This is a genomic window from Cellvibrio sp. ATLC23 (genome assembly GCF_057196725.1).
This window is the reverse complement of record NZ_JBXUOS010000011.1, coordinates 157982-184647: the sequence shown is the minus strand read 5'-3', so window position 1 is coordinate 184647 and position 26666 is coordinate 157982. Positions and strand designations below refer to the sequence as shown.

The 26666-nt window shown below is 46.2% G+C and carries 18 protein-coding genes; 15 read left to right on the top strand and 3 right to left on the bottom strand.

Annotated elements, in window-relative coordinates; translation table 11 throughout:
• Window positions 1-146: 146 nt before the first annotated feature.
• Window positions 147-1469: an L-fucose:H+ symporter permease gene (gene fucP / locus AC2CG4_RS16760; protein ID WP_484487356.1), complete on the bottom strand. Its 1323-nt coding sequence runs from the start codon at window positions 1467-1469 to the stop codon at window positions 147-149.
• 271 nt (window positions 1470-1740) lie between these two features.
• Between fucP and AC2CG4_RS16755 the strand changes: the two genes are divergently transcribed.
• Window positions 1741-2772 (top strand): LacI family DNA-binding transcriptional regulator, encoded by a 1032-nt coding sequence (locus AC2CG4_RS16755; RefSeq protein WP_484487355.1) that lies wholly within the window; start codon window positions 1741-1743, stop codon window positions 2770-2772.
• Window positions 2773-2843: 71 nt separating this feature from the next.
• On the opposite strand, the gene glk is transcribed toward AC2CG4_RS16755, so the two are convergent.
• Window positions 2844-3848: a glucokinase gene (gene glk / locus AC2CG4_RS16750; RefSeq protein WP_484487354.1), complete on the bottom strand. Its 1005-nt coding sequence runs from the start codon at window positions 3846-3848 to the stop codon at window positions 2844-2846.
• Between the two features lie 556 nt (window positions 3849-4404).
• Between glk and AC2CG4_RS16745 the strand changes: the two genes are divergently transcribed.
• On the top strand, window positions 4405-6870 hold the full coding sequence (locus tag AC2CG4_RS16745; RefSeq protein WP_484487353.1) for a glycoside hydrolase family 3 protein: 2466 nt from the start codon (window positions 4405-4407) through the stop codon (window positions 6868-6870).
• A 484-nt stretch (window positions 6871-7354) separates the two neighbouring features.
• Window positions 7355-8599, top strand: a complete 1245-nt coding sequence (locus AC2CG4_RS16740; RefSeq protein WP_484487352.1) for an alginate export family protein — start codon at window positions 7355-7357, stop codon at window positions 8597-8599.
• A 178-nt stretch (window positions 8600-8777) separates the two neighbouring features.
• Here AC2CG4_RS16740 and AC2CG4_RS16735 read toward each other — a convergent pair whose 3' ends face one another.
• On the bottom strand, window positions 8778-10058 hold the full coding sequence (locus AC2CG4_RS16735; protein WP_062067391.1) for a citrate synthase: 1281 nt from the start codon (window positions 10056-10058) through the stop codon (window positions 8778-8780).
• A 630-nt stretch (window positions 10059-10688) separates the two neighbouring features.
• Between AC2CG4_RS16735 and sdhC the strand changes: the two genes are divergently transcribed.
• The 12 genes from sdhC (at window position 10689) to AC2CG4_RS16675 (ending at window position 26560) form a co-directional block, all read left to right on the top strand.
• Entirely contained in the window at window positions 10689-11063 is a 375-nt protein-coding gene (gene sdhC / locus AC2CG4_RS16730; protein WP_062067384.1) for a succinate dehydrogenase, cytochrome b556 subunit, read from the top strand.
• Window positions 11057-11428 carry a succinate dehydrogenase, hydrophobic membrane anchor protein gene (gene sdhD / locus AC2CG4_RS16725; protein WP_062067381.1) on the top strand — a complete coding sequence of 124 codons (372 nt, stop codon included), beginning with the start codon at window positions 11057-11059 and terminating at the stop codon, window positions 11426-11428. The genes sdhC and sdhD overlap by 7 nt, the downstream gene beginning before the upstream one ends.
• Complete coding sequence (gene sdhA, locus AC2CG4_RS16720) at window positions 11428-13200, top strand: succinate dehydrogenase flavoprotein subunit (protein WP_484487351.1); 1773 nt, start codon at window positions 11428-11430, stop codon at window positions 13198-13200. The genes sdhD and sdhA overlap by 1 nt, the downstream gene beginning before the upstream one ends.
• A 45-nt stretch (window positions 13201-13245) precedes the next feature.
• Window positions 13246-13950: a succinate dehydrogenase iron-sulfur subunit gene (locus AC2CG4_RS16715; protein ID WP_062067375.1), complete on the top strand. Its 705-nt coding sequence runs from the start codon at window positions 13246-13248 to the stop codon at window positions 13948-13950.
• A 210-nt stretch (window positions 13951-14160) separates the two neighbouring features.
• Window positions 14161-16992 carry a 2-oxoglutarate dehydrogenase E1 component gene (locus AC2CG4_RS16710; RefSeq protein WP_484487350.1) on the top strand — a complete coding sequence of 944 codons (2832 nt, stop codon included), beginning with the start codon at window positions 14161-14163 and terminating at the stop codon, window positions 16990-16992.
• Between the two features lie 62 nt (window positions 16993-17054).
• A complete protein-coding gene (gene odhB / locus AC2CG4_RS16705; RefSeq protein ID WP_484487349.1) occupies window positions 17055-18251 on the top strand; it encodes a 2-oxoglutarate dehydrogenase complex dihydrolipoyllysine-residue succinyltransferase in 1197 nt (398 codons plus the stop codon).
• 104 nt (window positions 18252-18355) lie between these two features.
• Window positions 18356-19795, top strand: coding sequence for a dihydrolipoyl dehydrogenase (gene lpdA, locus AC2CG4_RS16700; RefSeq protein WP_484487348.1), 1440 nt, complete (start codon window positions 18356-18358; stop codon window positions 19793-19795).
• A gap of 122 nt (window positions 19796-19917) precedes the next feature.
• Window positions 19918-21084, top strand: coding sequence for an ADP-forming succinate--CoA ligase subunit beta (gene sucC, locus AC2CG4_RS16695; protein WP_062067363.1), 1167 nt, complete (start codon window positions 19918-19920; stop codon window positions 21082-21084).
• A gap of 10 nt (window positions 21085-21094) precedes the next feature.
• Entirely contained in the window at window positions 21095-21967 is an 873-nt protein-coding gene (sucD, locus tag AC2CG4_RS16690) for a succinate--CoA ligase subunit alpha (protein WP_484487347.1), read from the top strand.
• Between the two features lie 234 nt (window positions 21968-22201).
• Window positions 22202-23890, top strand: coding sequence for an eCIS core domain-containing protein (locus tag AC2CG4_RS16685; protein WP_484487346.1), 1689 nt, complete (start codon window positions 22202-22204; stop codon window positions 23888-23890).
• Window positions 23891-24143: 253 nt separating this feature from the next.
• Complete coding sequence (locus tag AC2CG4_RS16680; protein ID WP_484487345.1) at window positions 24144-24764, top strand: MarC family protein; 621 nt, start codon at window positions 24144-24146, stop codon at window positions 24762-24764.
• A 164-nt stretch (window positions 24765-24928) separates the two neighbouring features.
• On the top strand, window positions 24929-26560 hold the full coding sequence (locus AC2CG4_RS16675; RefSeq protein WP_484487344.1) for a pectate lyase: 1632 nt from the start codon (window positions 24929-24931) through the stop codon (window positions 26558-26560).
• Window positions 26561-26666 lie beyond the last annotated feature (106 nt).

Genomic DNA, 26666 nt, shown 5'->3' with positions numbered 1-26666 from the left:
GTGTGTGTTGGCGCGGAGCGGGTTCTTTGAGCATGGCAGTCATCGCAAAATAATGTGCTGCCATTAAATAAAAACCCCCAGCGTTTGGCTAGGGGTTTGTCAGCGGTCTGAAATGGGCGCTGTAGCGCCCATTTAATTATCAAAAACTAGAGATGTGCTGGTTCGGAATCTGGTGCTGTTTTGTAGATGCCCGCATACTTAATACCAAAATACATAATGTACAGGTAGCAAGCAGCAGGTAACAAAAAGGAAATTTGCAGGCCAAAAATATCAGCCAAAGCCCCTTGAAGTAGTGGCACAAGCGCGCCGCCAACAATTGCCATGCACAAAACGCCAGAACCTTGGCCGGTAAACTTGCCTAGGTTGTGTAGTGCCATACTGAAAATGGTTGGAAACATGATGGAGTTAAACAAGCCAACAGCGATAATGGCCCACATGGCCAGCTTGCCTTCGCTGAAAGTGGCAGTTAAAACCAGCAAGACAGCACAGATGCAGTTGAATGCCAAGGTTTTACCCGGGCTGATATAGCGCATTACTGCAAAACCAATAAAGCGGCCAATCATTGCACCGCCCCAGTAATAACTTACCAAGTGAGCTGCGTCTGCTTCTTTCAGACCGGCGATATTTTCTTCGCCAAAAAAGTTAATCAATAAACTGCCGATGGCTACTTCTGCGCCAACATACAAAAAGATTCCGATCGCGCCCAATACTAAATGCTTATGTGAAAGTGCAGATTCTTTATTAGATGCCATATCACCAGATACGCCGGGTGTATCTTCGTGCTGAATTTTTGGCAATTTAGCGAAAGCAAAAAATAATGCCAAACCGAGTAATGCAGCAGCAAGTGCTAGATAGGGGCCTTGAACTGTAGCTGCTTCTTTTGCGCGGTATTCAATAACTTCTGCTGCAGGTAACAAACTGAGCTGGTCGGCAGTTAAAACTGCTCCACCGAGAATTAAAATTCCACCTAACCAAGGGGCGATGGTGGTTCCCAAAGAGTTAAATGCTTGAGTCAATGTTAAGCGACTGGATGCGGTTCTGGCTGGGCCAAGTATGGTGACATAGGGGTTTGCAGCAACTTGTAAAATGGTAATGCCAGATGCAAGCACAAATAACGCAAGTAGGAAAATGGCGTAACCACTGGTGGCGGCGGGATAAAACAAAGCACAGCCTGATGCCGCGATAATCAAACCAGCAACAGCACCATTTTGGTAACCGAGCTTTTTAATGAGCGCACCGGCAGGCAATGAGATAACAAAATAGGCGCCGAAAAAGCAAAACTGTACCAGCATCGCCTGGGTATAACTTAATGTGTAAACACTTTTTAAATGTGGAATCAAAACATCATTCATTGATGTTAATAGACCCCACATAAAAAACAGAATGGTGATAATAATGAGGGGCACGGTATTGTTACCTGTGTCCACCGAGCTGTGTTGCGTTGATGAGCCTTGCGGAATGCTGGCCATGTTTTTACCTCTTGTTATAAAAATAGTTGTATTTGTCGTGGTCTTAAATTGACGATTACCGATTAAAAGCCTGCGTCAAGCGCGCAGTACTATAATCCAAGGCTATTAGGCTGTCACATTGTTTGTTCCCGGTTTACAATCTGGAATCTAATATCCATCTTATGGTCAGTTTGACTTATATGATTGAGTGCAGCGTACGAATTAATTGGCCGTGGCAATTAAAAAGCGTGCGATAAGAAAAGCGATAAAAATCAACTTAGAGGTAACCCCTGTGGCAAAAGCAACCATCGACGACGTGGCCGCTCTCGCGGGCGTCTCCATGAAAACGGTGTCGCGTGTGGTAAATAACGAGCCCAATGTTCGTCCCGCTACGCGTGAAAAAGTTGAAGCTGCGATTAGTGCTCTTGAATATCGCCCCAATCAATCTGCACGCAGCCTTGCTGGCAACTGCTCCTATCTGTTGGGGCTTATTTACGGTCACCCAAGTGCGCACTATGTATTGGATATTCAAGAAGGTGTATTGGAAATTTGTCGCCCACAGCGCTATGAACTTCTGGTGCATCCGGCTATTCATCGCGATCCCAATCTGATTAATGATGTGACCGACATGATTTTGGAGAAGCGTGTTGATGGTGTGATGTTGACACCGCCGCTATCAGACAATATGAACGTAATCAATTTGCTGAAGAAGATGAATATTCCATTTGTGCGTGTGGCGCCGACGGAAAATAAATCAGCATCACCTTATGTTGAAACTAACGATGAAGAAGCCTCCTACGATATGACTTGCCAGCTTATTGCCATGGGGCATACACGCATCGGATTTATTTGCGGCCATCCAGATCACCGCGCTATGTCATTGCGCTATGAGGGCTATAAGGCTGCGCTGGTAGAAAACGATATACCCTTGAAAAAGAGCTTGGTGGAGCAGGGCGATAATTCATTTGAATCAGGTGAGATGTGCGGGAAAAAATTATTGGGCGATGCCCAGCGACCTACGGCTATTTTTGCTGCGAACGATGATATGGCAGCAGGAGTAATGATGGTGGCGCATCAGATGGGCATTAAAATTCCAGGGCAGTTGTCGGTTGCGGGGTTTGATGATACACCCGTCGCGCACCAGATTTGGCCTGCATTAACCACGATTCGTCAGCCTATTCGGCAAATGGCAAAAAAGGCAACTGATTTGCTGCTTAAGCAATTAAAAGGGCGTGAGATTCAATTGCCTGCGAGTATGCTGAGCTCCAGTATCATCTCTCGCGAGTCAACCGGGCCGTTGATTAAGCCCAAAGATAAACATTGAAAATATAAATGTTGCTCAAATAAAAAATGCACCCGCGGGTGCATTTTTTATTAACAGGATATTGAACTATATCAATGCGCTTTTAATTCGGGAGTGTTGTGAATTAACCAAGCGGCAGAGCCAACTAGCGCAGCTTTGTCATTCACAATCAGGCGAATAGAAATATCGCTGACATATCCTGCCATCGGGCCTTTGTTTTTGTAGCGCTCAAGAAAGTGAGACTCGGGCAACAAATCTTTCAGCTTGGGGGTAATTCCTCCGCCGATAACAACGCCGCCGCGTGCACCAACTGACAGCGCTTTATCGCCAGCCACTTCACCCAATACATCGCAGAAAGTTAACACTGCTTCGCGGCATAATGGGTCTTCATTGGCGAGGCCTTTGGTGCTTACGTCAGCGGGAGTATAGAGTTTTGCTTCAACTCCCGAGTTATGGGCGAGTGCGCGATAAAGTGTCACTAAGCCACCGCCCGACAAAATATTTTCAACTGATACGTGAGCCTGCTCCTTCAATAAAAATGATTTTATCGCAAGCTCTTTTTCGTTGGTGGGGGCAAAACTGGCGTGACCACCCTCGGTAGGAATGATTTTCCATTTGTTTTGGCTTGGGACTAGCGCTGCCATACCAAAACCTGTGCCTGGCCCCATGACTACAATCGGCGCCTCAGTGTTGTATTTGTTTGACTCATACAGCGTGACGAGTTCGTTTTCTTGTAAAAATGGAACCGCATAGGCGAGAGAGGCGAAATCGTTAATAACGTGTAGGGTTTTCATGCCCAGCTGATCGCGCAAACCATCTATAGAGAACTTCCAATTCAAGTTGGTCATAGATGCCTGACCATTTTCAATAGGGCCTGCAATTGCAAGACAGCCATAGGCGGGAATATCAATTCCAAATTGACTACAACATGCTTTAATCATCGCTGCCATGTCGGCATGCTCAGCACACTTGAGTGTTATTTGACGCTCTGCTGTGTAATTAATTTGGCCATTTGCGCGAACATTTTCTGCATCATATTCGACTAAACCAAAACGGCCGTTGGTGCCGCCGATATCTGCAACCAGTAACAGGCTCATGTGACTCCTCAACTTCTTTTATATAGAAGATTAAATAGTTATAGGGGGTATGTGTTGTTGGGTAGTGGTTAGGCGCGGGAGGATAACATTAAACTGAATGGGCGGAAATTCACTTTGCTGACATATGTTAGGTGAGTGCGGTGATTTTTTCGGTGCACATTTCTGGTGCTTTCTGGATGGTCTGTTCATATACGCTATCAATCAAGTCATTTTTTCGAGTTTTTGCAATGCTGCTTGTCGACTGTTTATTCACTGGTTGACAGCGCTGTCATTAGGTAGTAGCTTGCGCGAGCTTGGAAGTAATATGAGTCGTATTGTGGTCGTAATTACATAAGAAATGTGATGTCACACTGGGCGCTCACTGATGAGTGCTCTGCATAGATAAGTTCTCGCCCCGATAAGATATTACTCAGCGGGGAGCTCAAGGAATCTTCCGTTAAATGGTCAAATGGCTGCTACTTTAAATAGGAGTCACCCATTAGGCTGCCATGCCAGTTTAGATATCGGTCAATACATTAACTATTATTAGCTAGACACCCCAGCGGAGGTTGCAAACGTGCAGTGGCCCAGTATCACCAGCAAAGTGAAAAAAGATCCAGCGCTTGAGGCGAAAATCGATGAATTGCTCGCGCAGTTAAGTCTTGAGGAAAAAGTGGGGCAGATGATCCAGCCGGAAATTCGCCACCTGACACCGCAAGATGTTAAGGATTACCACATTGGCTCGGTGTTAAATGGCGGCGGCTCGGTTCCCAATGGCAATCGTTATTCAAAAGCGGCGGATTGGCTGGCAATTGCTGACGCTTATTATCAAGCATCCATGGATACCAGCGACGGTAAACTGGCTATTCCAATTATGTGGGGTACAGATGCTGTACACGGGGTGGGGAATATCGTTGGGGCGACTTTGTTTCCACACAATATTGCTCTTGGTGCAGCGCGCAACCCTGAACTGATAAAAGAAATTGGTCGCATTACGGCAACTGAAATTGCCGTTACTGGCTTGGATTGGGATTTTTCTCCCACTGTTGCCGTTGCAAGAGATGATCGCTGGGGGCGCACTTACGAATCCTATTCTGAACATCCGGAGCTTGTGCGCGAATACGCAGGCATGATGGTAGAAGGCTTGCAGGGTGATGCGCGTGATGCCAGCTTCCTCTCCAAATACAGTGTCATTTCAACTGCAAAACATTTTATTGCCGATGGCGGCACCCATAACGGCATCGATCGCGGCAATTGTCTCGATGATGAAGAGACGTTGTTTCGTGTGCATGCAGCGGGTTACTACAGCGCAATTGAGGCTGGAGTTCAAAGTGTGATGGCCTCTTTTAATGGTTGGCATGGCGAGCATATGCATGGACATCGCTATTTGTTGACCGACGTGCTGAAAAACCAGATGGGTTTTGATGGTTTGGTGGTGGGTGATTGGAATGGCCATGGATTTGTGGCGGGTGCAACGGTATTGAACTGCCCGCAAGCGATTAACGCCGGGCTAGATATCTTTATGGTGCCTGATCCAGATTGGAAACAGCTTTTTAGCAATACAGTCGAGCAAGCGCGCACAGGTGTTATCCCCATGGCGCGAGTTGACGATGCTGTGCGTCGTATTCTGCGCGTCAAACTGCGTGCAAAGCTATGGGAAAAAGGCCTGCCATCTACGCGCCCACTTGCGGGTAAAGATGAATTGCTCGGTGCTCGTGAACATCGCGCCATTGCGCGTCAAGCGGTACGGGAATCTATCGTACTACTAAAGAATAAAAATAATATTCTGCCCCTGTCTGCCAAATTGAATATCCTTGTGGCTGGTGATGGGGCAGACAATATTAGTAAGCAGACCGGTGGTTGGTCAGTCAATTGGCAAGGCACTGGCAACACTATGGCCGATTTTCCTGGCGCGACTACCTTGTGGTCGGGTATCCAGAGTGCGGTTGCTAATGCTGGTGGAAAGGTCACTCTAAGTGTCGATGGTACTTTCAGTGAAAAGCCGGATGTTGCGATCGTTATATTTGGAGAGGATCCCTACGCTGAAATGCAGGGCGATATTCAGCATCAGCTATTAAAAGCGGGTGATACCAGCGATTTGGAGTTGCTTAAGAAATTAAAGTCTCAGGGGATTGCCGTGGTGGCATTGTTTGTCACTGGTCGCCCCATGTGGATTAACCGCGAATTAAATGCATCCGATGCATTTGCGGTAATTTGGCAGCCGGGTACTGAAGGTGCCGGTGTGGCTGATGTGATCTTCAAGAATGCTAATGACCAAATTAATTTCCCAGTGCAAGGTCGCTTGGCATTTTCCTGGCCTAAGTCGCCAGATCAAGGCACGTTAAATATTGGTGATAAAGATTACGATCCTTTGTTCGCCTACGATTTTGGTTTGAAATACGGTGATGTAGATACCTTAGGCGATAATTTGTCGGAAGAGGGAATCGTTTTTGAAGCTAGTTCTGCGGTGTTAGAGCTATTCAATCGTCGCCCCATGGGGGCTTATGGCATTATTTTGGAAGGCAAAAATAATGACCGAACTAATCTTAATGGCAATGTCGCCAGTGTAACGACACTCACGGTAACTTGTGTTGATCGCGATGTGCAAGAAGATGCGCGCCGCGCAGTGTGGAATGGAGCAGGGGAGGGGCTAGTGGCCATATCGACGGCCAATCGACAGGTGTTGAGCGATTATTATGAATCCAACTCGGCATTGGTAGTGGATATTAAGGTAGATCTGGCGCCGGAGCACAAAGCATGGGTGCGAATCGGCTGTGGCCCCTCCTGCTATTCGCAGGTGGATATTACGCAAGAGTTAACTAGCATCGCGGGTTGCGGATGGCACAGGCTTATGGTTGACCTTAAATGTTATCCTGATGCAGGTACTGATTTTGGTCTGAAGAGAACGCCGCAAGAGCTGTTTGCATTGATATTGGAGCCTTTTGCGTTGGTGGCAAATGGCCAAATGGATGTGACCTTTTCACATGTGCGGATAGAAAAATATTTGGCTCAAGGGGCGAGTGTACGTTTGAGCGCACTTTAGTTTTCTTTATTGCGTGGTAACTATTATCAGAGAGCCGCACAGACATAGTGCGGCTTTTTTTATCAGCTAAATATACCTTTTTTCCTTTTCCATTGTTTTGAACCGTTATTGTGCATGATAAAAAGTGGGCGTGCATTTTTGTGATCCAAAATTGCCCTGGTTAATAATCCAATTTGATTGAAAATGGCGCGCTAAAAAATCCCATGTCCCTATAACAGGGCGAGCTAAAAAAATGCATTTTTTTTAAAATGACTTTTTTAAAATTTATATCCTATTGATAAATAATGAATTGTTTCATTGTTTCTGCTTTAAAAAATCAATTGGCATAAGCCTTGCTCTACTAGTTATCAGTCATCCCCATGTTGTGCTTGCAAATTAATAAGCTTCATTTTTAGTGCACAACAAGCAATAAATTTGAAATTAAATTTATTAACGCGGTGCTGATTATCTAACACACACATCGAAAAACTTTGGAGAAGGTTCTATGAAAAAAAATACGATTCATCTTCTTGCTGCGGCCGTAAGCTCACTTATTTGTGCAGCGCCAGGTGTCTCTGCAAAAACATTCACGGAATCTATGCAGCAGGGCAGTGTAATAAAAGTTAATTTTCGCACACGTTATGAAGACGTCACTGAGGATGTGTTGAATGCGCAGGGTAATAAAACTGGCGAGAAGGAAGCCGATGCTTGGACAACAAGATCGCGTTTGTCTTATCAGTCGGGTCCATGGAATGGTTTCGGATTTTTTCTGGAAATGGATAATGTCAGTGAGATGACCAACGAAATTGGTTATCGAACTGCAGGTAACGATCCTTTGAATACCAATAAAGCGGTAATTGCGGATCCCATTGGAACTGAACTTAATCAGGGGTTTGTTTCATACACTACTTTTAATAATCAAGTTAAGTATGGGCGCCAACGTTTGGTGCTCGACAATTCACGTTTTATTGGTAATGTGGGCTGGCGCCAGAACGAGCAAACTTATGATGGTGTTTCTTGGACCAACAAAGCAGTTCGTTATACCAACGTTACTTACGCCTATATCAAAAATGTTAACCGTGTATTTGGTGAAGCAAATGCGGCATTAGGTGATTTAAATATGAATAGCCATGTATTGAATGCCAGCTACACTGGTTTTGATGCGGGTAAATTAATTGGGTATGCCTACTTATTGGATGTAGAAAATCCTATTGCACAATTTGGTCTGACAAGTGATACCTATGGTGTGCGTTGGCAGGGTGCCGTAGGTGATGCTTTTACTTACAATTTGGAATATGCAACACAGCAAGACGCGGGAGCAAAGCAACTTTTTGATGCGGATTATATGCTCGCTGAGGGTACTTTTAATATTTCTCGTTTCAGTGTTGGCTTGGGGTATGAAGTGTTAGGTTCTGATAATGGCGCTTATGGTTTTGCAACTCCCTTGGCAACTTTGCATGCATTTAATGGTTGGGCTGATAAGTTTTTGGCAACCCCAAAAGATGGTTTGCAGGATAAATACTTGAATCTCGGGATGACCTTTGCGGGTGCTCAAGCAATGGTTAGTTACCATAAATTCGATGCTGATTTTGGTGGCGCAGACTATGGTGATGAAATCGATATTAGCCTCACGAAAAAAGTCGGTGCAGTGGTTTGGACTGCAAAATATGCTCAATATGCAATGGGTGATGCGGCAACTAAAGTGGTAGATACCAATAAGTTTTGGTTGATGGCAGATTGGAATTTCTAAGTTTTAATTTTTCTTTGGGTTATCGGTAACAAATATATTCCGAAGTAGCTTGTTTGTTGATTGACTACAAATCCCGGCTGGTTGCAGTCGGGATTTTTTTTATGGTTCTGATGAGGCTTTATGTTTAATAATAAAAAAGGCCGCAATGCGACCTTTTTAAGTTTACCTGCAATCGCAATTATTTTTGTGGGTAATCGCGTTTCGGGCTGCCGGTGTACTGTTGACGAGGGCGCCCAATTTTATAGGGGCTGCTGACCATTTCATCCCAGTGAGAGTACCAACCTACTGCGCGACCAAGTGCAAAAATCACGGTGAACATTTCGGTAGGAATACCGATTGCTTTCATAATAATGCCCGAATAGAAATCAACATTTGGATACAGCTTTTTGGAGATAAAATAGGGGTCTTCCAGAGCGATTTGTTCCAGTCGCTTGGCAATCGCTAAGAGTGGATCGTTTTCCAAACCCAACTCAGCTAATACTTCATCACAAGTTTGTTTCATTACTTTGGCTCGGGGGTCAAAGTTTTTGTAAACGCGATGACCGAAGCCCATCAAGCGGAAACCAGATGTTTTATCTTTTGCGCGTGCTACACACGCTTCAATATTTTCAACGCTACCAATTTCTTCCAGCATCTCTAACACGGCTTCATTGGCGCCGCCATGTGCAGGTCCCCATAGGGTTGAAATCCCTGCGGCTATAGCTGCAAACGGATTGGTGCCTGATGAGCCAGACAGGCGCACGGTAGATGTTGAGGCATTTTGTTCATGATCTGCATGCAATACAAAAATGCGATCCATTGCTTTGGCAATGGTTTTGCTCACGTTAGGTGCTTTGCCTGCGGTGCCAAAAGTCATGTTCAAATAATTTTCGGCGTAGCTGAGGCTGTCGTCTGGTGCGATGAACTCTTCACCTTGACGATGCTTGTAAACCATTGCAGAAAGCGTTGGCATTTGGCCAATCAACCGATAAGCAGTTAGTTTGCGACTTGCTTCATTGGTAATATCGATTTCGTCGTTGTAAACCGCTGCGAGTGCGGCAACAGCGCTGCACAAAATCGCCATGGGATGGGATTCGCGCTTGAAGCTTTTAATGATATTGGCAATGGAGGGGTCTACAGCGGAGTGTTGCTTGATTGCGGCAGTAAATTCTTCTTTTTGTGCTGGTGTTGGCAGTTCGCCATTTAATAAGAGGTAACAGGTTTCGAGGTAATCAGAGGAGACAGCCAGTTGTTCAATCGGGTAGCCGCGGTGGAGTAGCACTCCTTCTTCGCCATCAATAAATGTAATACCTGATTCGCATGAGGCGGTGGACATAAAGCCCGGATCAAATGTGAAAAAGCCATTCTTGGTAATACTGGTAACGTCGATGACATCGGGGCCGATAGTGCTTGAATAAATAGGTAATTCAATCGTCGTATTAATGCCATCAATCGTGAGATGTGCTTTCTTGTCAGTCATTACTGACTCCTGTGCTTACTGATTGGACTTAAGGCTTGAGAGAAGCATGTTTCGCTCTGCTCAACTGATAAAAGCTGTAGGTGGCTGCGCGTTGTGCAAGTAGCCCTACATTTAATAGCGTCATAGGCCGGCTATATTTTTATGGGCTGGTCGACTTCTTATGTAGTAGGTCGACGCTGCCGTGTGCGAGCGGCATTATAGATGACTTAATTGTTAAGGAGAAAGTTTTTGGCGCATCTCCGGGGTAATTTCTTTTATCTTTTTGAAAAAATTTGCGTGGTTGAGTGTCGCTTCAGTGGTGGTGCGTTAGGTTATCTCTAGGGTCTGTTTAGGTGGTTGCACTCATCTGGAGCGGTGCGCCTGAAAGTGCGCGCTTGAGGTGCGTTTTTGTTGGAATCTTTTAATGTAATCAAGGTGTTGCGTAAAAGTGCCGTTAAAAAAATGGCGATATTCTGATGTTGTAATTTGGGTTGGTTTCCATTGGGGTTTTTGTTTGTGTTTCCAGAGGCCAATCTCTATAATGCTGCGCGACTTGCAGGGCGTGTTTCATTTAAGGTCATTTTTAAATGATAAAAAATGAAGCGCTTATTCTTAAACCTGCCCGCGATGGGCATAAAGGTGAGATAGACCGTGAACAAGAAAAGACCTGTCAACCTAGATATAGCGACGATTAAACTCCCCATTACTGCCTACGTTTCCATTCTTCATCGCGCCTCTGGTGTTTTCCTTTTTGCCGGTGTTGCTGTCCTTTTGTGGATGCTCGATACCAGTCTTGATTCGCAGGAAGGTTTTAACAGCATGAGTGATATGGCTGCAAACCCTATTTGTCAATTTGTCCTCTGGGCTGTGTTGGCGGGGTTGGCTTATCACATGGTATTAGGTATTCGCCACTTGATTATGGATTTCGGTATTGGTGAATCACTTCAAGGCGGTCAAACCGGCGCTAAGATTGCGTTGTTTGTTGCCATTGTTCTGATCGTATTGGCGGGGGTGTGGGTATGGTAACTTCAGTAACCAGTTTCGGGAGAAGTGGTCTTTACGATTGGCTGATCCAGCGTGTTGGTGGTGCTGTTATGGCGGCATACACGATTTTTATTGTCGCCTATTTGGCATTAAATCCTGAGCTGACTTTCGAGCAGTGGCAATCCCTTTACAATCAATTGTGGATGCGCGTGTTTACTCTTGTCACTCTTCTTTCCTTTATATCCCATGCTTGGATTGGTTTGTGGGCAGTGCTGACTGATTATTTAACTACTCGTCTATTAGGCTCCAAAGCAACTTTCTTACGTATATTTGCCCAGATAGTTCTGGGTGCAGTTGCAGTCACCTATTTGGTTTGGGGTGTTCAGGTAATTTGGGGTGTTAACTAATGGCTACTATGCGCACGATTTCTTTTGACGGTATTGTGGTTGGCGGCGGTGGTGCGGGCATGCGCGCAGCTTTGCAATTGGCTCAATCCGGTTATAAAACAGCAGTAATTACTAAAGTATTTCCAACCCGTTCACACACTGTATCTGCTCAAGGCGGTATTACTTGTGCAATTGCGAGTGCTGATCCAAATGACGATTGGCGCTGGCACATGTATGACACTGTAAAAGGTTCTGACTACATCGGTGATCAGGATGCTATTGAATACATGTGTTCAGTCGGTCCAGAGGCTGTGTTTGAGCTAGAGCATATGGGCTTGCCATTCTCTCGTACTGAAGAGGGGCGTATTTATCAACGTCCATTTGGCGGTCAATCTAAAAATTTCGGCGAAGGCGGTCAGGCGGCACGTACATGTGCTGCTGCAGACCGTACCGGCCATGCATTGCTGCACACTCTTTACCAAGGCAATCTGAAAAATAAAACTGTATTCCTGAACGAATGGTTTGCCGTTGATTTGGTAAAAAATGAAGACGGTGCGGTGGTTGGTGTTATCGCAATTAATATTGAAGACGGTGAAACCGTTTATGTAAAAGCAAAGGCAACCGTATTGGCGACCGGTGGCGCAGGGCGTATCTATGCATCCACGACTAATGCGCACATTAATACCGGTGATGGTGTTGGTATGGCATTACGTGCTGGCTTCCCAGTGCAAGATATCGAAATGTGGCAGTTCCATCCAACCGGTATTGCTGGTGCGGGTGTGCTTGTAACTGAAGGTTGTCGCGGTGAAGGTGGCTATCTCATCAATGCAGACGGCGAACGCTTCATGGAGCGTTATGCACCTAATGCAAAAGACCTTGCGGGTCGGGACGTAGTAGCGCGTTCAATGATTCAGGAAATTATTGCAGGGCGCGGTGTTGGTCCGAATAAAGATCACGTGTTGCTGAAACTTGATCATTTGGGTGAAGAGGTTCTGGAGAGCAAGTTGCCAGGTATTTGCGAATTGTCGCGCACCTTTGCTCATGTTGATCCGGTTTATGCGCCAATTCCGGTGGTTCCAACCTGCCATTATATGATGGGTGGTATTCCTACCAACGTGAATGGTCAGGCGTTGACTGTTGATGCGGAAGGCAATGATGTAGTGATTGATGGCCTTTTTGCTTGTGGTGAAGTGGCTTGTGTGTCCGTCCACGGTGCCAACCGTTTAGGTGGTAACTCACTGCTCGATTTAGTGGTATTTGGCCGTGCAGCTGGTTTGTACATCGAAAAGGCATTGCGTGAAGGTATTGAGCATCGTGATGCAACCCAGTCAGACATTGACAAGGCCATGGCGCGCCTGAACAAAATCAATACATCTACCACAGGTGAAAGTGCTTCGATTCTCCGTAAAGAGTTGCAAACCATCATGCAAAACTACTTCGGTGTATTCCGTAAGGGTGAGTTTATGCAGAAAGGTATTGAGCAGCTTGCAGAGCTGCGCAAGCGCATTGAAAACGTCTCCATTACCGATAAGAGCAATGCGTTTAATACAGCTCGTATTGAGGCATTGGAATTGCAAAACTTGCTTGAAGTGGCTGAGGCAACGGCAATCGCGGCGGAAGAGCGCAAAGAATCACGCGGTGCTCATGCGCGCGATGACTTTGAGGATCGTGATGATGCCAACTGGTTGTGTCACTCAATGTATTTCCCCGGTGAAAAGCGTGTAGGCAAGCGTGCGGTAAATTTCAAACCGCGCACTATGGAAGCTTTCCAACCTAAAAAACGCACCTATTAATAACCACGTTGGTAATAACCGCATAGGTTAATCGGGAGAAAAATTATGTTGAAAGTTCAAGTTTATCGCTACAACCCTGACACAGATAATGCCCCTTATATGAAGACCTATGAGTTAGACACTCAGGGTAAAGACTTGATGGTGCTGGATGTATTGGAATTACTGAAAGCGCAAGATGAAAGCTTGGCTTATCGTCGCTCATGCCGTGAAGGTGTATGTGGCTCTGACGGTATGAATATTAATGGCAAGAATGGATTGGCTTGCATCAAGCCAATTTCTGAATGCGTAAAAAACAATACGCTGATTCTGCGCCCCTTGCCTGGTTTGCCAGTAATCCGCGATCTAGTGGTTGATATGACTCAGTTCTACGACCAATACAAGAAAATTGAACCTTACTTGCAAAACGATACGCCTGCGCCGGCAATCGAGCGTTTGCAATCACCTGCAGATCGCGAGAAGCTCGATGGTCTTTATGAGTGTATACTCTGCGCCTGTTGCTCAACGAGTTGTCCATCTTTCTGGTGGAATCCCGATAAATTCATCGGTCCTGCTGGTTTGTTACAAGCATATCGTTTCCTGGCAGATAGCCGTGATTTGGCGACAGAGAAGCGACTGGCCAATTTGGATGATCCTTTCAGTGTATTCCGTTGTCATGGTATTCAAAACTGTGTGGCGGTTTGCCCCAAAGGGTTAAACCCGACACGAGCCATTGGTCATATTCGTAATATGTTGTTACAGAGCGCTACCTAAGGTGGCGCTTTTCTGTATCTGAAGCTGACAAAAATATGATGACAAAGTGAGCGCCTTGGCACTCACAGCGTTGAAAAACTGTTTGTTGTAACTCAATGTTGCGACGACTTAAAAGCGGCGCTTTTAATCACAAGTTGAAAGCGTTTGGTAGCTAACCGCTAGTTGATAGCAGGGGATTTGCCTGAGTCCCCAATGATTAAGGTGAGTGGAATGCAAGACAGCATTATGGAGCAATTTTGGAGTACGTCTCACATCTCTGGTGGGAACGCTGCTTATGTCGAAGAGCTCTACGACACATATCTACACAATCCTAATGCCGTTCCTGAAGAATGGCGCAATTACTTCGATCAGCTTCCCCGTGTGAACGGTGTACTGACTCAAGATACTCCCCATTCGGTCATTCGTGCCCAATTCGAACAGTTGGGTAAATCCCGTGTTCGCACTGTCTCAGTGGCAGGGGGTTCTGTCAGTGCAGAACACGAACAAAAACAAATTAAAGTACTTCAGCTCATTAGCTCTTACCGGTTCCGCGGTCATCAAAAAGCCCAGCTCGATCCATTGGGCATAATGAAACGCGACCCAGTTCCTGACTTAGAGTTAGGCTTTCATGGCCTTACCAATGCTGATTTAGACACTGTATTTAACGCCGGTGTTTTGTTTATTGGTAAAGAGCAGGCAACTTTGCGTGAAATTATTGAAGCATTAGAAAAGACCTATTGTGGTCATATCGGTGCTGAAATTATGCACATTACGCCACTCGCCGAAAAACAATGGTTGCAGCAGCGTCTTGAGAGTGTGCGTTCTAATCCCGAGTTCAGTAAAGAACAGCGTCTTGCCTTGCTTGAGCGTTTGACTGCTGCTGAAGGCCTTGAGCGTCATCTCGACAGTAAATATCCTGGAACCAAACGTTTTGGTCTTGAGGGCGGTGAAAGTTTCATCCCACTTGTAGATGCTTTGGTAAAGCGTGCAGGCACCTACGGTGCAAAAGAAATTGTACTGGGCATGGCTCACCGTGGCCGCTTGAATGCATTAATTAACGTATTTGGTAAGAGCCCGGCGGAATTGTTTGCCGAGTTTGATGGTAAGCGTTCATTAAAAACGTCAGGTGATGTGAAGTACCACTCTGGTTTTTCGTCGAACTTGATGACTCCGGGCGGCGAGTTACACTTGGCGATGGCGTTTAACCCGTCACATCTGGAAATTGTATCACCTGTGGTTGAAGGGTCTGTTCGTGCACGCCAAGACCGCCGCAACGATAAGACTGGCGCTAAAGTTGTACCAATCAACGTCCATGGCGATGCTGCATTCGCAGGTCAAGGTGTGGTTATGGAGACATTCCAAATGTCTCAAACCCGCGCTTATGGTACTGGCGGCACATTGCATATTGTGATTAATAATCAGGTTGGTTTCACTACCAACAAACGCGAAGATGCACGCTCGACAGAGTACTGTACCGACGTTGCCAAAATGATTGAGTGCCCCATTTTCCATGTGAATGGCGATGATCCGGAAGCTGTATTGTTTGTTGCTCAATTGGCGATGGACTATCGTTACGAATTCAAAAAGGACGTGGTAATTGATCTGGTTTGTTATCGTCGTCGCGGCCATAACGAAACTGATGAGCCTTCAGCTACTCAGCCGTTGATGTATCAAATCATTCGCAGCTTGAAAACTACTCGCACTTTGTATGCAGATAAATTGGTTGCTGAAAACATACTCAGTCAAGCAGCTGCAGATGATATGACCACTGTATACCGAGCGGCATTAGACCGTGGAGAGAATGTTGCCAGCGGTTTGGTGAGCGAGCCGGATCGCAGTTTGTTTGTGGATTGGTCGCCCTACATTGGTCATGATTGGGTTACTCCGGCTAACACGGGTAGCGATCTCAAAGCGTTGCAGGCAGCGGCCAACAAAATGTGTGAAATTCCTGATGGAATTGTGCTGCAAAAACAGGTCGAAAAGATTTACGAAGATCGCCGTAAAATGGCTGCTGGAGCATTGGCCTTGAATTGGGGGATGGCTGAAACCTTGGCTTATGCAACCTTGATTGAGCAGGGCTTTCAGATTCGGATGACCGGTCAGGATGTTGGTCGTGGTACCTTCTCACATCGTCATGCTGTAGTGCACAGTCAGAAAGATGGTTCTGCTTATGTGCCCCTGGCAAATATGGCACCTAACCAGCCTTCATTTGAGCTGTTTGATTCCTATTTGTCAGAAGAAGCTGTGCTTGCGTTTGAATATGGATATTCAACAACTTCGCCAACCGGCTTGGTGATTTGGGAGGCGCAATTTGGCGACTTCGCAAATGGTGCACAAGTTGTGATCGACCAATTTATTACCAGCGGTGAACACAAATGGGGCCGTTTGTGCGGTTTGACCATGTTGCTGCCACACGGTTATGAAGGGCAAGGGCCAGAGCATTCATCTGCACGTCTTGAGCGCTTTATGCAACTGTGTGCTGAACACAACATTCAAGTTTGTGTGCCGACTACGCCTGCGCAAGTGTTCCATATGTTGCGTCGTCAGGCGATTCGCCCGATGCGTCGTCCATTAGTTGTAATGAGCCCTAAATCATTGCTGCGTCATAAGTTGGCTACTTCAACGCTGGAAGAGTTGGCAGATGGTTGCTTCCAAAATGTAATTGGTGACAACAGCGTTGATCCCGCAAAAGTAGAGCGCGTTATTCTTTGTAGCGGCAAGGTGTATTACACCCTCCTTGAAGAGCGCACTGCTCGCAACCAGGAAAATATTGCACTGATCCGTCTGGAGCAGCTGTATCCTTTCCCTGAGGAAGAGCTGAAAGCGGCCATGTCACCATTCAAAGGTATTAAAGATATCTTCTGGTGTCAGGAAGAGCCTATGAACCAAGGTGCTTGGTATAGCAGTCAACATCATATGCGCCATGTTGTACAAACACTGTATGGCAAAGATATGTATCTGGATTATGTTGGTCGTGATCCATCGGCCGCGCCAGCGGGTGGTTACATGTCTGCACACCTTGAAGAAGAAAAACGTTTTGTGAATAAAGCGCTCACAGTGTGAGTGCTCTAACTAACTGATTGAATTGATCAAATAATCCTAGCGCTACAGAGAGATGGAATAGCATGAGTATTGAAATCAAAGCCCCTACCTTCCCTGAATCCGTTGCCGATGGCACGGTAGCAACCTGGCACAAAAAACCAGGTGAAGCCGTCAAGCGCGATGAGTTGATTGTTGATATTGAAACCGACAAGGTTGTATTGGAAGTGGTTGCCCCAGCCGATGGCAGTATTGCTGAAATTATTAAAGGCGAGGGCGAAACTATTTTAAGTAATGAAGTCATTGCGCGTTTTGTTGAAGGTGCGGCAGGCGTTGCGATTGCCGCTGCTCCTGCAGCAAGTGCGCCAGCTCCTGTTGCGGCTACCGCTGAAAAGTTGGTTAATCCAGCTGCGCGTAAAATGGCTGAAGAAAACAACGTTAATACCGCTACAGTGTCTGGTAGTGGTAAAGATGGGCGTGTGACCAAAGAAGATGTTGCCAATCATTTGAAATCAGCCCCCGCTGTTAGCGCACCTGCAGTCGTATCAGCTCCAGCTGCTGCAATCGAAGCTGCGGGTGACCGTGTTGAGAAGCGTGTGCCTATGACGCGTTTACGTAAGCGTATCGCTGAGCGCCTGTTAGAGGCTTCGAATACTACTGCAATGCTCACTACGTTTAATGAAGTGAATATGGGCCCTGTAATGGCTCTGCGCGCAAAATACAAAGATCAATTTGAAAAAACCCACAATGGTTCACGTTTAGGTTTTATGAGTTTCTTTGTAAAAGCGGCTGCAGAAGCACTGCGTCGTTTCCCTGCTGTAAATGCTTCAATCGACAACAACGATATCGTTTACCATGGTTATCAGGATATTGGCGTTGCTGTATCAACTGATAAAGGATTAGTGGTGCCAGTGTTGCGTAATGCAGAAAACATGAGTTTGGCTACCATCGAAAACACTATTCGTGATTTCGGCTTGCGTGCACGTGACGGTAAGTTGGGCATTGAAGAAATGTCTGGAGGCACTTTCACTATCACCAACGGCGGCGTGTTCGGTTCACTTTTGTCGACTCCAATTTTGAACTTGCCACAATCGGCAATTTTGGGCATGCACAAAATTCAAGAGCGTCCCATGGCTGTTAACGGCAAAGTAGAAATCCTGCCGATGATGTACTTGGCTCTGTCTTACGATCACCGTTTGCTCGATGGGAAAGAGGCTGTGCAATTCCTTGTGACCATCAAAGATTTACTGGAAGATCCAGCGCGTATTTTGCTAGAAATATAACCTGCTTTTTTGAAACGCTCTTGGCAACCTAAGAGCGTTTTTTTATGTGAAGGGTTACTGCTCACAAGGCTGTAACCGACTGTTAATAATTTAGGAACATTGTTATGTCTGAAAAATTTGATGTGATAGTTATCGGCTCTGGCCCCGCGGGCTATGTTGCTGCTATTCGCGCTGCACAGCTTGGTCTGAAGACTGCTTGTGTTGAAAAGTGGAAAAACGAAGAAGGCAAGGGCGTTAATGGCGGTACTTGTTTGAATGTGGGTTGCATTCCATCCAAAGCATTGCTCGATAGCTCATACAAATACCACGAAGCAAAAGAAGATTTAGGCCTTCACGGTATTTCTACTTCAGGCGTAGAGCTGAATGTTTCTTCGATGATTGCGCGTAAAAATCAAATCATCAAAAATTTGACTGGCGGTATCGCTGGGCTGTTTAAAGCTAACGGTGTAACTAGCCTGTTTGGGACTGGTAAGTTGCTTGCGGGTAAAAAAGTTGAAGTCACCGATTTTGATGGCAAAGTAACTGTATATGAAGCGGAAAATGTTATTTTGGCTTCAGGTTCCAGCCCAATTAATATTCCTCCAGCGCCTGTTGATAACGATGTCATTGTTAACTCTACTGGTGCGTTGGAATTTACCGAAGTGCCAAAGCGTTTGGGCGTAATCGGGGCTGGCGTAATCGGTTTGGAATTAGGTTCTGTTTGGAATCGTTGCGGTTCTAAAGTGACGGTATTGGAAGCGTTAGATTCATTCCTTGCCATCATGGATCAACAAATTGCCAAAGAAACGCAAAAAATCCTCACCAAACAAGGTTTGGATATCCGTACCAGTTCACGTGTTACCGGTTCAAAAGTAAACGGTAAAGAAGTAACCGTGACTTATTTGGATAAAGAAGGCAAAGAGCAGCAAGAGACTTTTGATAAATTAATCGTCTGTGTTGGTCGTCGTCCATTCACCGAGAATTTGTTGGCAGCTGACAGTGGTGTAAATCTGGATGAACGCGGTTTTATTTTTGTAAATGAACAATGTGAAACTAATGCCCCTGGTGTTTGGGCAATTGGTGACGTAGTGCGTGGTCCGATGCTGGCGCACAAAGGTTCCGAAGAGGGTGTGATGGTTGCCGAGCGTATCGCTGGTCAAAAATCACAGATTAATTACGACATTATTCCAAACGTAATTTATACCCATCCAGAGGTTGCCTCCGTAGGTAAAACCGAGGAGCAAATTAAAGCCTCTGGTGAGCCTTACAATGTTGGTACTTTCCCGTTCGCAGCCTCTGGCCGCGCAATGGCTGCCAACGAAACGCAAGGTCTGGTAAAAATTATTGCTCACGCTGAAACTGATCGCATCCTCGGTTGCCACATTGTTGGTCCAAGTGCTGCAGATTTGGTTCAGCAAGTGGCGATTGCAATGGAGTTCGGTTCAAGTGCAGAAGATTTGGGCATGATGGTGTTTGGTCACCCAACCCTATCGGAAGCAATCCACGAAGCAGCATTGGCGGTGCATGGTCATGCCATCCACATTGCCAACAAGAAGAAGCGTTAAGAGAACCATAGAGTCCTCGTTTTTTAGGCGGGGGCAGGCTCATAAGGCTTGTCTCCATCGATAACCCAGTTGGCATGTTTATCAAAATTTCATGTCCAACCATCGTCAAATGGAACTACACCATGAATTTGCACGAGTATCAGGGTAAGCAGCTGTTTGCCCAATATGGTTTGCCTGTCTCTAAAGGCATTGCTGCTGCGACTGTTGAAGAGGCTGTTGCTGCCGCAGATCAAATCGGCGGCGATATGTTCGTCGTTAAAGCTCAGGTTCACGCTGGCGGCCGCGGTAAAGCGGGCGGCGTAAAACTGGTTAAGAGCAAAGAAGATATTCGCGCTTTCGCTGAAAAGTGGTTAGGCAAGAATCTGGTGACTTACCAGACTGATGAAAAAGGCCAGCCAGTAAGCCGCATTTTAGTTGAGACTTGCACCGATATCGCCAAAGAATTGTACTTGGGTGCGGTAGTTGATCGTTCTAGTCGTCGCATCGTGTTTATGGCCTCTACCGAAGGTGGTGTAGAGATCGAGAAAGTAGCACACGATACTCCAGAAAAGATTTTAAAAGTTGCTGTTGATCCGCTGGTTGGCGCTCAGCCTTTCCAGGGTCGCGATCTGGCTTTCAAACTCGGTTTGGAAGGCAAGCAAATCAATCAATTCGTAAAGATTTTCTTGGGTCTTGCGCAATTGTTCAAAGAAAAAGATTTAGCTCTGTTGGAAGTTAACCCATTGGTTATTACTCCAGCTGGCGACTTGCACTGCCTGGATGCCAAATTGGTAATCGACGGCAACGCTCTGTACCGTCATCCAGAATTGAAAGCAATGCAAGATCCATCACAAGAAGATGCACGTGAAGCTCATGCCGCAGCGTGGGAATTGAACTACGTTGCACTCGGTGGTGATATCGGTTGTATGGTTAACGGCGCTGGTTTGGCGATGGGTACCATGGACATCGTTAAATTGCACGGTGGTCAACCGGCTAACTTCCTCGATGTAGGCGGCGGTGCAACTAAAGAGCGCGTTGTTGAAGCATTCAAAATCATTTTGTCTGATGACGCTGTTAAAGCCGTATTCATCAACATTTTTGGCGGTATCGTACGTTGCGACATGATCGCAGAAGGCGTAATCGGTGCGGTTAAAGAAGTAGGTGTAAAAGTTCCTGTTGTTGTTCGTTTGCAAGGTAACAACGCTGAGATTGGCGCTAAAGTGCTGACCGAAAGCGGCCTGAACATTATCGCTGATACCGACTTGACTGGCGCTGCCAAGAAAGTAGTTGCAGCTGCTGCGAATCAATAAGGGGTGACACATGAGCGTTTTAATTAACAAAGATACCAAAGTAATTTGCCAGGGTTTTACCGGTGCGCAAGGTACTTTCCACTCTGAGCAAGCGATTGCTTACGGCACCAAAATGGTTGGTGGTGTAACTCCAGGTAAAGGTGGTCAAACTCACCTTGGCCTGCCAGTGTTTAACACTGTTGCTGAAGCGGTAGAAGCGACTGGTGCGACTGCATCAGTTATCTATGTTCCGGCTCCTTTCTGTAAAGATTCCATCCTTGAAGCAGCTAACGGCGGCATCAAGTTGATTGTGTGTATTACTGAAGGTATCCCAACTCTCGACATGCTTGACGCAAAAGTTAAGTGTGATGAGTTGGGCGTAGTGTTGATTGGCCCTAACTGCCCAGGTGTTATCACTCCGGGCGAGTGCAAAATCGGCATTATGCCAGGCCACATTCACAAGCCAGGTAAAGTAGGTATCGTATCGCGTTCAGGTACTTTGACTTATGAAGCGGTTAAGCAAACTACCGATTACGGTTTCGGCCAATCTACTTGTGTAGGTATTGGTGGTGACCCAATTCCAGGTTCTAACTTCATCGACATTTTGAAGTTGTTCCAAGCTGACCCACAAACTGAAGCGATCGTAATGATCGGTGAAATCGGTGGTTCTGCGGAAGAAGAAGCGGCTGCTTACATCAAGGCAAACGTGACTAAACCTGTTGTGTCTTACATCGCTGGTGTAACTGCACCTGCTGGTAAGCGCATGGGTCACGCTGGTGCGATTATTTCTGGCGGTAAAGGTACTGCTGATGAGAAATTTGCTGCACTGGAAGATGCTGGTGTTAAAACCGTTAAGAGCTTGGCCGATATCGGTAAAGCACTGAAGGAAATCACTGGCTGGTAATTTACTTGCGTGGTGTTTTCGAAAAGGCGATCTTCGGATCGCCTTTTTTATTGCTTCAACATTAATGTTTCAGTTTATCTAAAGGGATACAAATTTTAATTTTACTCTGGCAGCAAAAAACCTATCGCTTATTGTTCATTTCCTCTAAGGTTTCACCTTAGGTCTCCTGTCTGAATTTGCTGTGCGGCAAATACGTAGGGTAAAGATTTCATGGAATCTGAATGGTGAACCACAATGACATATGCGCCCCACAGTAAGGACAATTCCAGCCAACAGAATCAACAGCAAACGGCAAAAGCAACTGCGCAAACATTTTCCGATAACCGCGAATCCAATTCTGCTTCATCACCACTACAAGCCATGATGGCTAACAGCCCACAGCAACAAAAACTGAAATCCACCGCACAGCTGATGGCCTATAGCCCAGCGCAACAAAAGCTAAATTCCACTTCGCAAAACTTTGCGAATACATCTGAACCCATGCAGCGAATGGACGATGAAGAACCCCTGCAGGGTAAATTTGAAACAGAATCAGAACCCGCACAACTCGAAGCTGCTCCAGAAGCTCCCCGCCCAAACAATACTGGCCTGCCGGATAATTTAAAGGCTGGTATAGAAAACCTCTCGGGCATGAGTATGGATCACGTAAGGGTTCACTATAACTCTGATAAGCCAGCGCAGTTGCAGGCGCATGCTTATGCGCAGGGAAGTGAGACTCATGTGGCGCCGGGGCAGGAGCAGCATTTGCCGCATGAGGCTTGGCATGTAGTGCAGCAGGCGCAAGGGAGGGTCAGGCCTACGATGCAGATGAAGGGGAGTATGCAGGTTAATGATGATTTGGGGTTGGAGAGTGAGGCCGATGTGATGGGGGAAAAGGCGATAGGGATTAACCCCTTTGTTGCGCAGAGAGAGATCGTCGGGGAGCCAGTAAATAAAGCTGTTAACAATGCAGGCTCTCCTCTGCTTTCCCAAAGAAAAATGCCTATGAATCAAGACATAGGTGCAATTATTCAGTGTAGGGTTGATCCCGATTTCACCACCTTTTTAGGTGCTGGTGTACCGACAAAACCTATGATGCAAGTATTCTATGACCGATATGTCGTAGGCGAAATTACTCGATTATCGAGTCAATATATTGATGACGACATTAAAACAGCTATGAACCGTGCGGATCTTTATTTCAAACTGTTTATGCTAAATAGCCGTGATATGAATGAAATTATGGGAAAGTTAAATGCGTTGATTTTAACCGTCAATGCGGCGGCTGATAGTGTGGATAACATCATCACTGCAAATAGGGCCGCTCGAGCAGTTGGACACGAAGGCGATCCTAATTATATTCCTGACGCAGTAACAGAAAAGCGAGATGAGCGTGAGCGACGCAAAGGGGCAACTCACTATGTTGGAACCACTAAAGGAATGCCACTGCGAGGGGTTCAAAGCAACGCTGAAGGAGAGGCCATTCTTGCTAATTTGCAAGCTGCGCTCAATGGCAGCCTTGGGGTCGGGTTTCCTCTGGGGAATGTTGGCGTTCGAGGAAGTGCCATTACTGGTATACGGAGCAGAAATCAACAATCCTTTGCCGAGGGACTTGGCGCACACGATGATGTAAGCGATGCCAGTGATCTGGATTTTTTCTTTACTTGTCCTGCACTTGAAGTTCAAATCAGGGCAACTCAAAACCATCTTCCGGCAGACAGGCGTATTAATGCGGGCGGAACAATGAATGCCCAATACCTATCTCGGTGGTTAAATCTACCCCAGGCGCAAAATGGATATGCCAATGCAGCGGCACTTTTGGCTGCACTCAAAGCATTTGAAACAGCAACCGAAAATTTAATCGGTAGAAAATCAGATGTGACTTTTGTTGGTGGAGCTACTGCCGCAGGTTTAGCGGGAGATGCCGGGACATTAATTTTATAAAATAATTTGTAAGATAAATAAATTTAGTTTAATGCAGAGTGGCAGGACTAATGAGTTATGCCCTCATAATAAATAATAAAAGCAGTTTAGGGGGCAGGTCTTGTTTTTCTGTAATCCCCCTATTTACCTTGGTTGCACTGTTTAGATGCCAATCTCTCCAAAGCTAACAGCCCTAGCATCAAAAACTAAACTCCACTGCGCAACATCGTTAATCCGGCCTAGACTTAGCGATAAATCCCCCAAGAACTAAGCCATGCTCGAAATCACCGAATACACCAAGTTCCTGATCGGCCTGCTCGCCATCGTCGATCCGCTCGGCGCTATCCCTGTATTCATTGCACTCACCGTGCATCAAAAAAAAGAACAGCAACATAAAACTGCGCGCCTCACCGTTGTATCAGTATTTTTTGCGTTGATGGTCGCGCTGTTATTTGGTGAATGGATTTTATGGGCATTTGGAATCAGTATCGATGCCTTCCGCTGTGCCGGTGGTGTGATACTGCTATTGATGGGGTTGGGGATGCTGCAGTCGCGCGGGCACACCACCGCTGAGATAGAGGCCGCGCAAGATGAAACCATCGCGCTGGTGCCGCTCACTATGCCTCTGTTGGCCGGGCCAGGTGCTATGAGTGCGGTGATTGTTTATGCTCACCAGTCCAGTTCAGTTGTACATTATTTGGCGATTACCCTTTGTATCCTGCTCGTCAGCCTTTCGCTATTGCTCTGCTTCAAATTTTTACCTTGGTTCAGTCAACATCTCAGTAAACGCAGTATTGTTATGTCTACGCGGATTATGGGGCTGTTGCTGGTCGCGATAGCGGTAGAGTTTATAGCGGGTGGAATAAAAGGAATGTTCCCGCAACTTGTTGCTTGAGGAGGGGATACTGGCGCAAGGATAATAAGTGTTAATCGACTATAACTAAGTAATCACGATGCTTATTATCTGTTGTGATATTGGATGTCTGCGTTTACAAATATTATAAGTAATTGTCGGCAAACGGTTTTCGGTCGTAAAATCCATAACAATAGAGACTGACTATGCGCATAATCAACCCAAGTTTTTCCCGTTGTATTTTCATTCTGATTTCGTTGCTTTTATCGTTGCGCTTATTTGCGGCAGAACCTGCACCTGAACAAATCCATAAAACCATGAAGACAGCCAGCCAGTTTATGTTGGAAAAGGCGAGTTATCGTGGTGGTTTTGTATGGTCTTATTTACCAGACTTTTCCCGCCAGTGGGGTGAGTTAGAGGCGCGGCGGTCGATGATCTGGATGCAGCCGCCAGGGACCGCAAGCGTGGGGCATCTTTTTTTGGATGCCTACCATGCTACAGGTGATGAATTCTATTACACGGCTGCTGAGCGGGTCGCAGGAGCGATTATCTATGCTCAGCATCCCAGTGGTGGCTGGAATTACGTAGCTGACTTCAATGGTGAGGCATCGCTCAAGGATTGGTATGCGACTATCGGGAAAAGCGCTTGGCGGCTAGAGGAGTTCCAGCACTATTACGGCAATGCGACCTTTGATGATGTGGGCACGGCAGAGGCGGCAAAATTCCTCTTGCGTTTATATATAGAAAAACTGGATCCCAAATATCGCCCGGCACTGACTAAAGCAATCGACTTTATGCTGGATAGCCAATATCCGATAGGCGGCTGGCCCCAGCGTTTTCCGTTGATGCACGATCATCCTGCAAAGGATCATGCTGACTATTCTTCATTCATTACCTTTAACGATGATGTCGCTGCAGAAAATATCGATTTCTTACTGATGTGCTATCAAGTTTTGGGAGAGGCGCGGGTGCGCGAGCCTGTTATCCGTGCGATGAACAGTTTTTTGGTGACGCAGATGGGGCAGCCGCAACCCGGTTGGGCGCTGCAATACACCCTTGAACTCGTACCTGCAGGTGCTCGTTCCTATGAACCAAAATCGCTGCATACGCCAACCACGGCAGAGAATATCCAGCAACTCATCAAGTTCTACCGCATGACAGGGGAAACAAAGTTTCTCGCGCCGATCCCCGCCGCATTAGATTGGCTGGAGAGCCTGCAGTTCGCGACTCACAAGCCGGAATACGAGGGTCGTAGCCATCCGTCGTTCATTGAGTTGGGCACTAATAAGCCCCTATTTACCCACAGGCGCGGTGCGAATGTGAGCAATGGTGAATATTATGTGGATTACACGCCGGGCAATATGCTCGCGCATTACAAATCAGCCAGCATCATTAATGTGGCCAAGTTACGTGCCGATTATCAAGATGCGCTAGCGCTTACGCCGGATCAGGCGACGGCAAACTCACCTTTGAAAGTGATGGGTGATATTGTGCTTCCCCGGTATTTCACCTTAGACAAAGTCAGCGTTTCTGATTTAAATTTTCGCGCACAAAAAAAGCCTGCGGCAAAAGGTTTGGCAGAGCAAGCTGCGGCCTTGGTCGCGGAGCTCAATCAGCAGGGCTACTGGCCTACGCCACTGTATTACACCACCAATCCCTATAAGGGGGCCGCGCCAATCACCAGAGCGACTAATGACTATGCTGCTACTATGGTCGGCGATGAATGGGATACATCGCCCTATCCGGTGAATAATCCCGTGAAGGGGATTTCAACGGGGGCTTACATCAAAAATATGGGTGTACTTATTCAATATCTGCAACAACAGTCAGCACAATAGAAAAGGTTGTTGCTGATTAATTTCTGCTCATAATGGCGCGATGCTTTATTTTTCACCCAAAATGTGGAAAATTGCGCGCCATTTTTCATTTTCGCCATAGAGAGTG

Coding starts and splice junctions, on each gene's coding strand:
- fucP (WP_484487356.1), bottom strand. CDS start 1,469: ATGGCCAGCATTCCGCAAGGCTCATCAACGCAACACAGCTCGGTGGAC.
- AC2CG4_RS16740 (WP_484487352.1), top strand. CDS start 7,355: ATGAAAAAAAATACGATTCATCTTCTTGCTGCGGCCGTAAGCTCACTT.
- sucD (WP_484487347.1), top strand. CDS start 21,095: ATGAGCGTTTTAATTAACAAAGATACCAAAGTAATTTGCCAGGGTTTT.
- odhB (WP_484487349.1), top strand. CDS start 17,055: ATGAGTATTGAAATCAAAGCCCCTACCTTCCCTGAATCCGTTGCCGAT.
- sucC (WP_062067363.1), top strand. CDS start 19,918: ATGAATTTGCACGAGTATCAGGGTAAGCAGCTGTTTGCCCAATATGGT.
- AC2CG4_RS16735 (WP_062067391.1), bottom strand. CDS start 10,058: ATGACTGACAAGAAAGCACATCTCACGATTGATGGCATTAATACGACG.
- sdhD (WP_062067381.1), top strand. CDS start 11,057: ATGGTAACTTCAGTAACCAGTTTCGGGAGAAGTGGTCTTTACGATTGG.
- AC2CG4_RS16685 (WP_484487346.1), top strand. CDS start 22,202: ATGACATATGCGCCCCACAGTAAGGACAATTCCAGCCAACAGAATCAA.
- AC2CG4_RS16715 (WP_062067375.1), top strand. CDS start 13,246: ATGTTGAAAGTTCAAGTTTATCGCTACAACCCTGACACAGATAATGCC.
- glk (WP_484487354.1), bottom strand. CDS start 3,848: ATGAGCCTGTTACTGGTTGCAGATATCGGCGGCACCAACGGCCGTTTT.
- AC2CG4_RS16680 (WP_484487345.1), top strand. CDS start 24,144: ATGCTCGAAATCACCGAATACACCAAGTTCCTGATCGGCCTGCTCGCC.
- lpdA (WP_484487348.1), top strand. CDS start 18,356: ATGTCTGAAAAATTTGATGTGATAGTTATCGGCTCTGGCCCCGCGGGC.
- sdhA (WP_484487351.1), top strand. CDS start 11,428: ATGGCTACTATGCGCACGATTTCTTTTGACGGTATTGTGGTTGGCGGC.
- AC2CG4_RS16710 (WP_484487350.1), top strand. CDS start 14,161: ATGCAAGACAGCATTATGGAGCAATTTTGGAGTACGTCTCACATCTCT.
- AC2CG4_RS16675 (WP_484487344.1), top strand. CDS start 24,929: ATGCGCATAATCAACCCAAGTTTTTCCCGTTGTATTTTCATTCTGATT.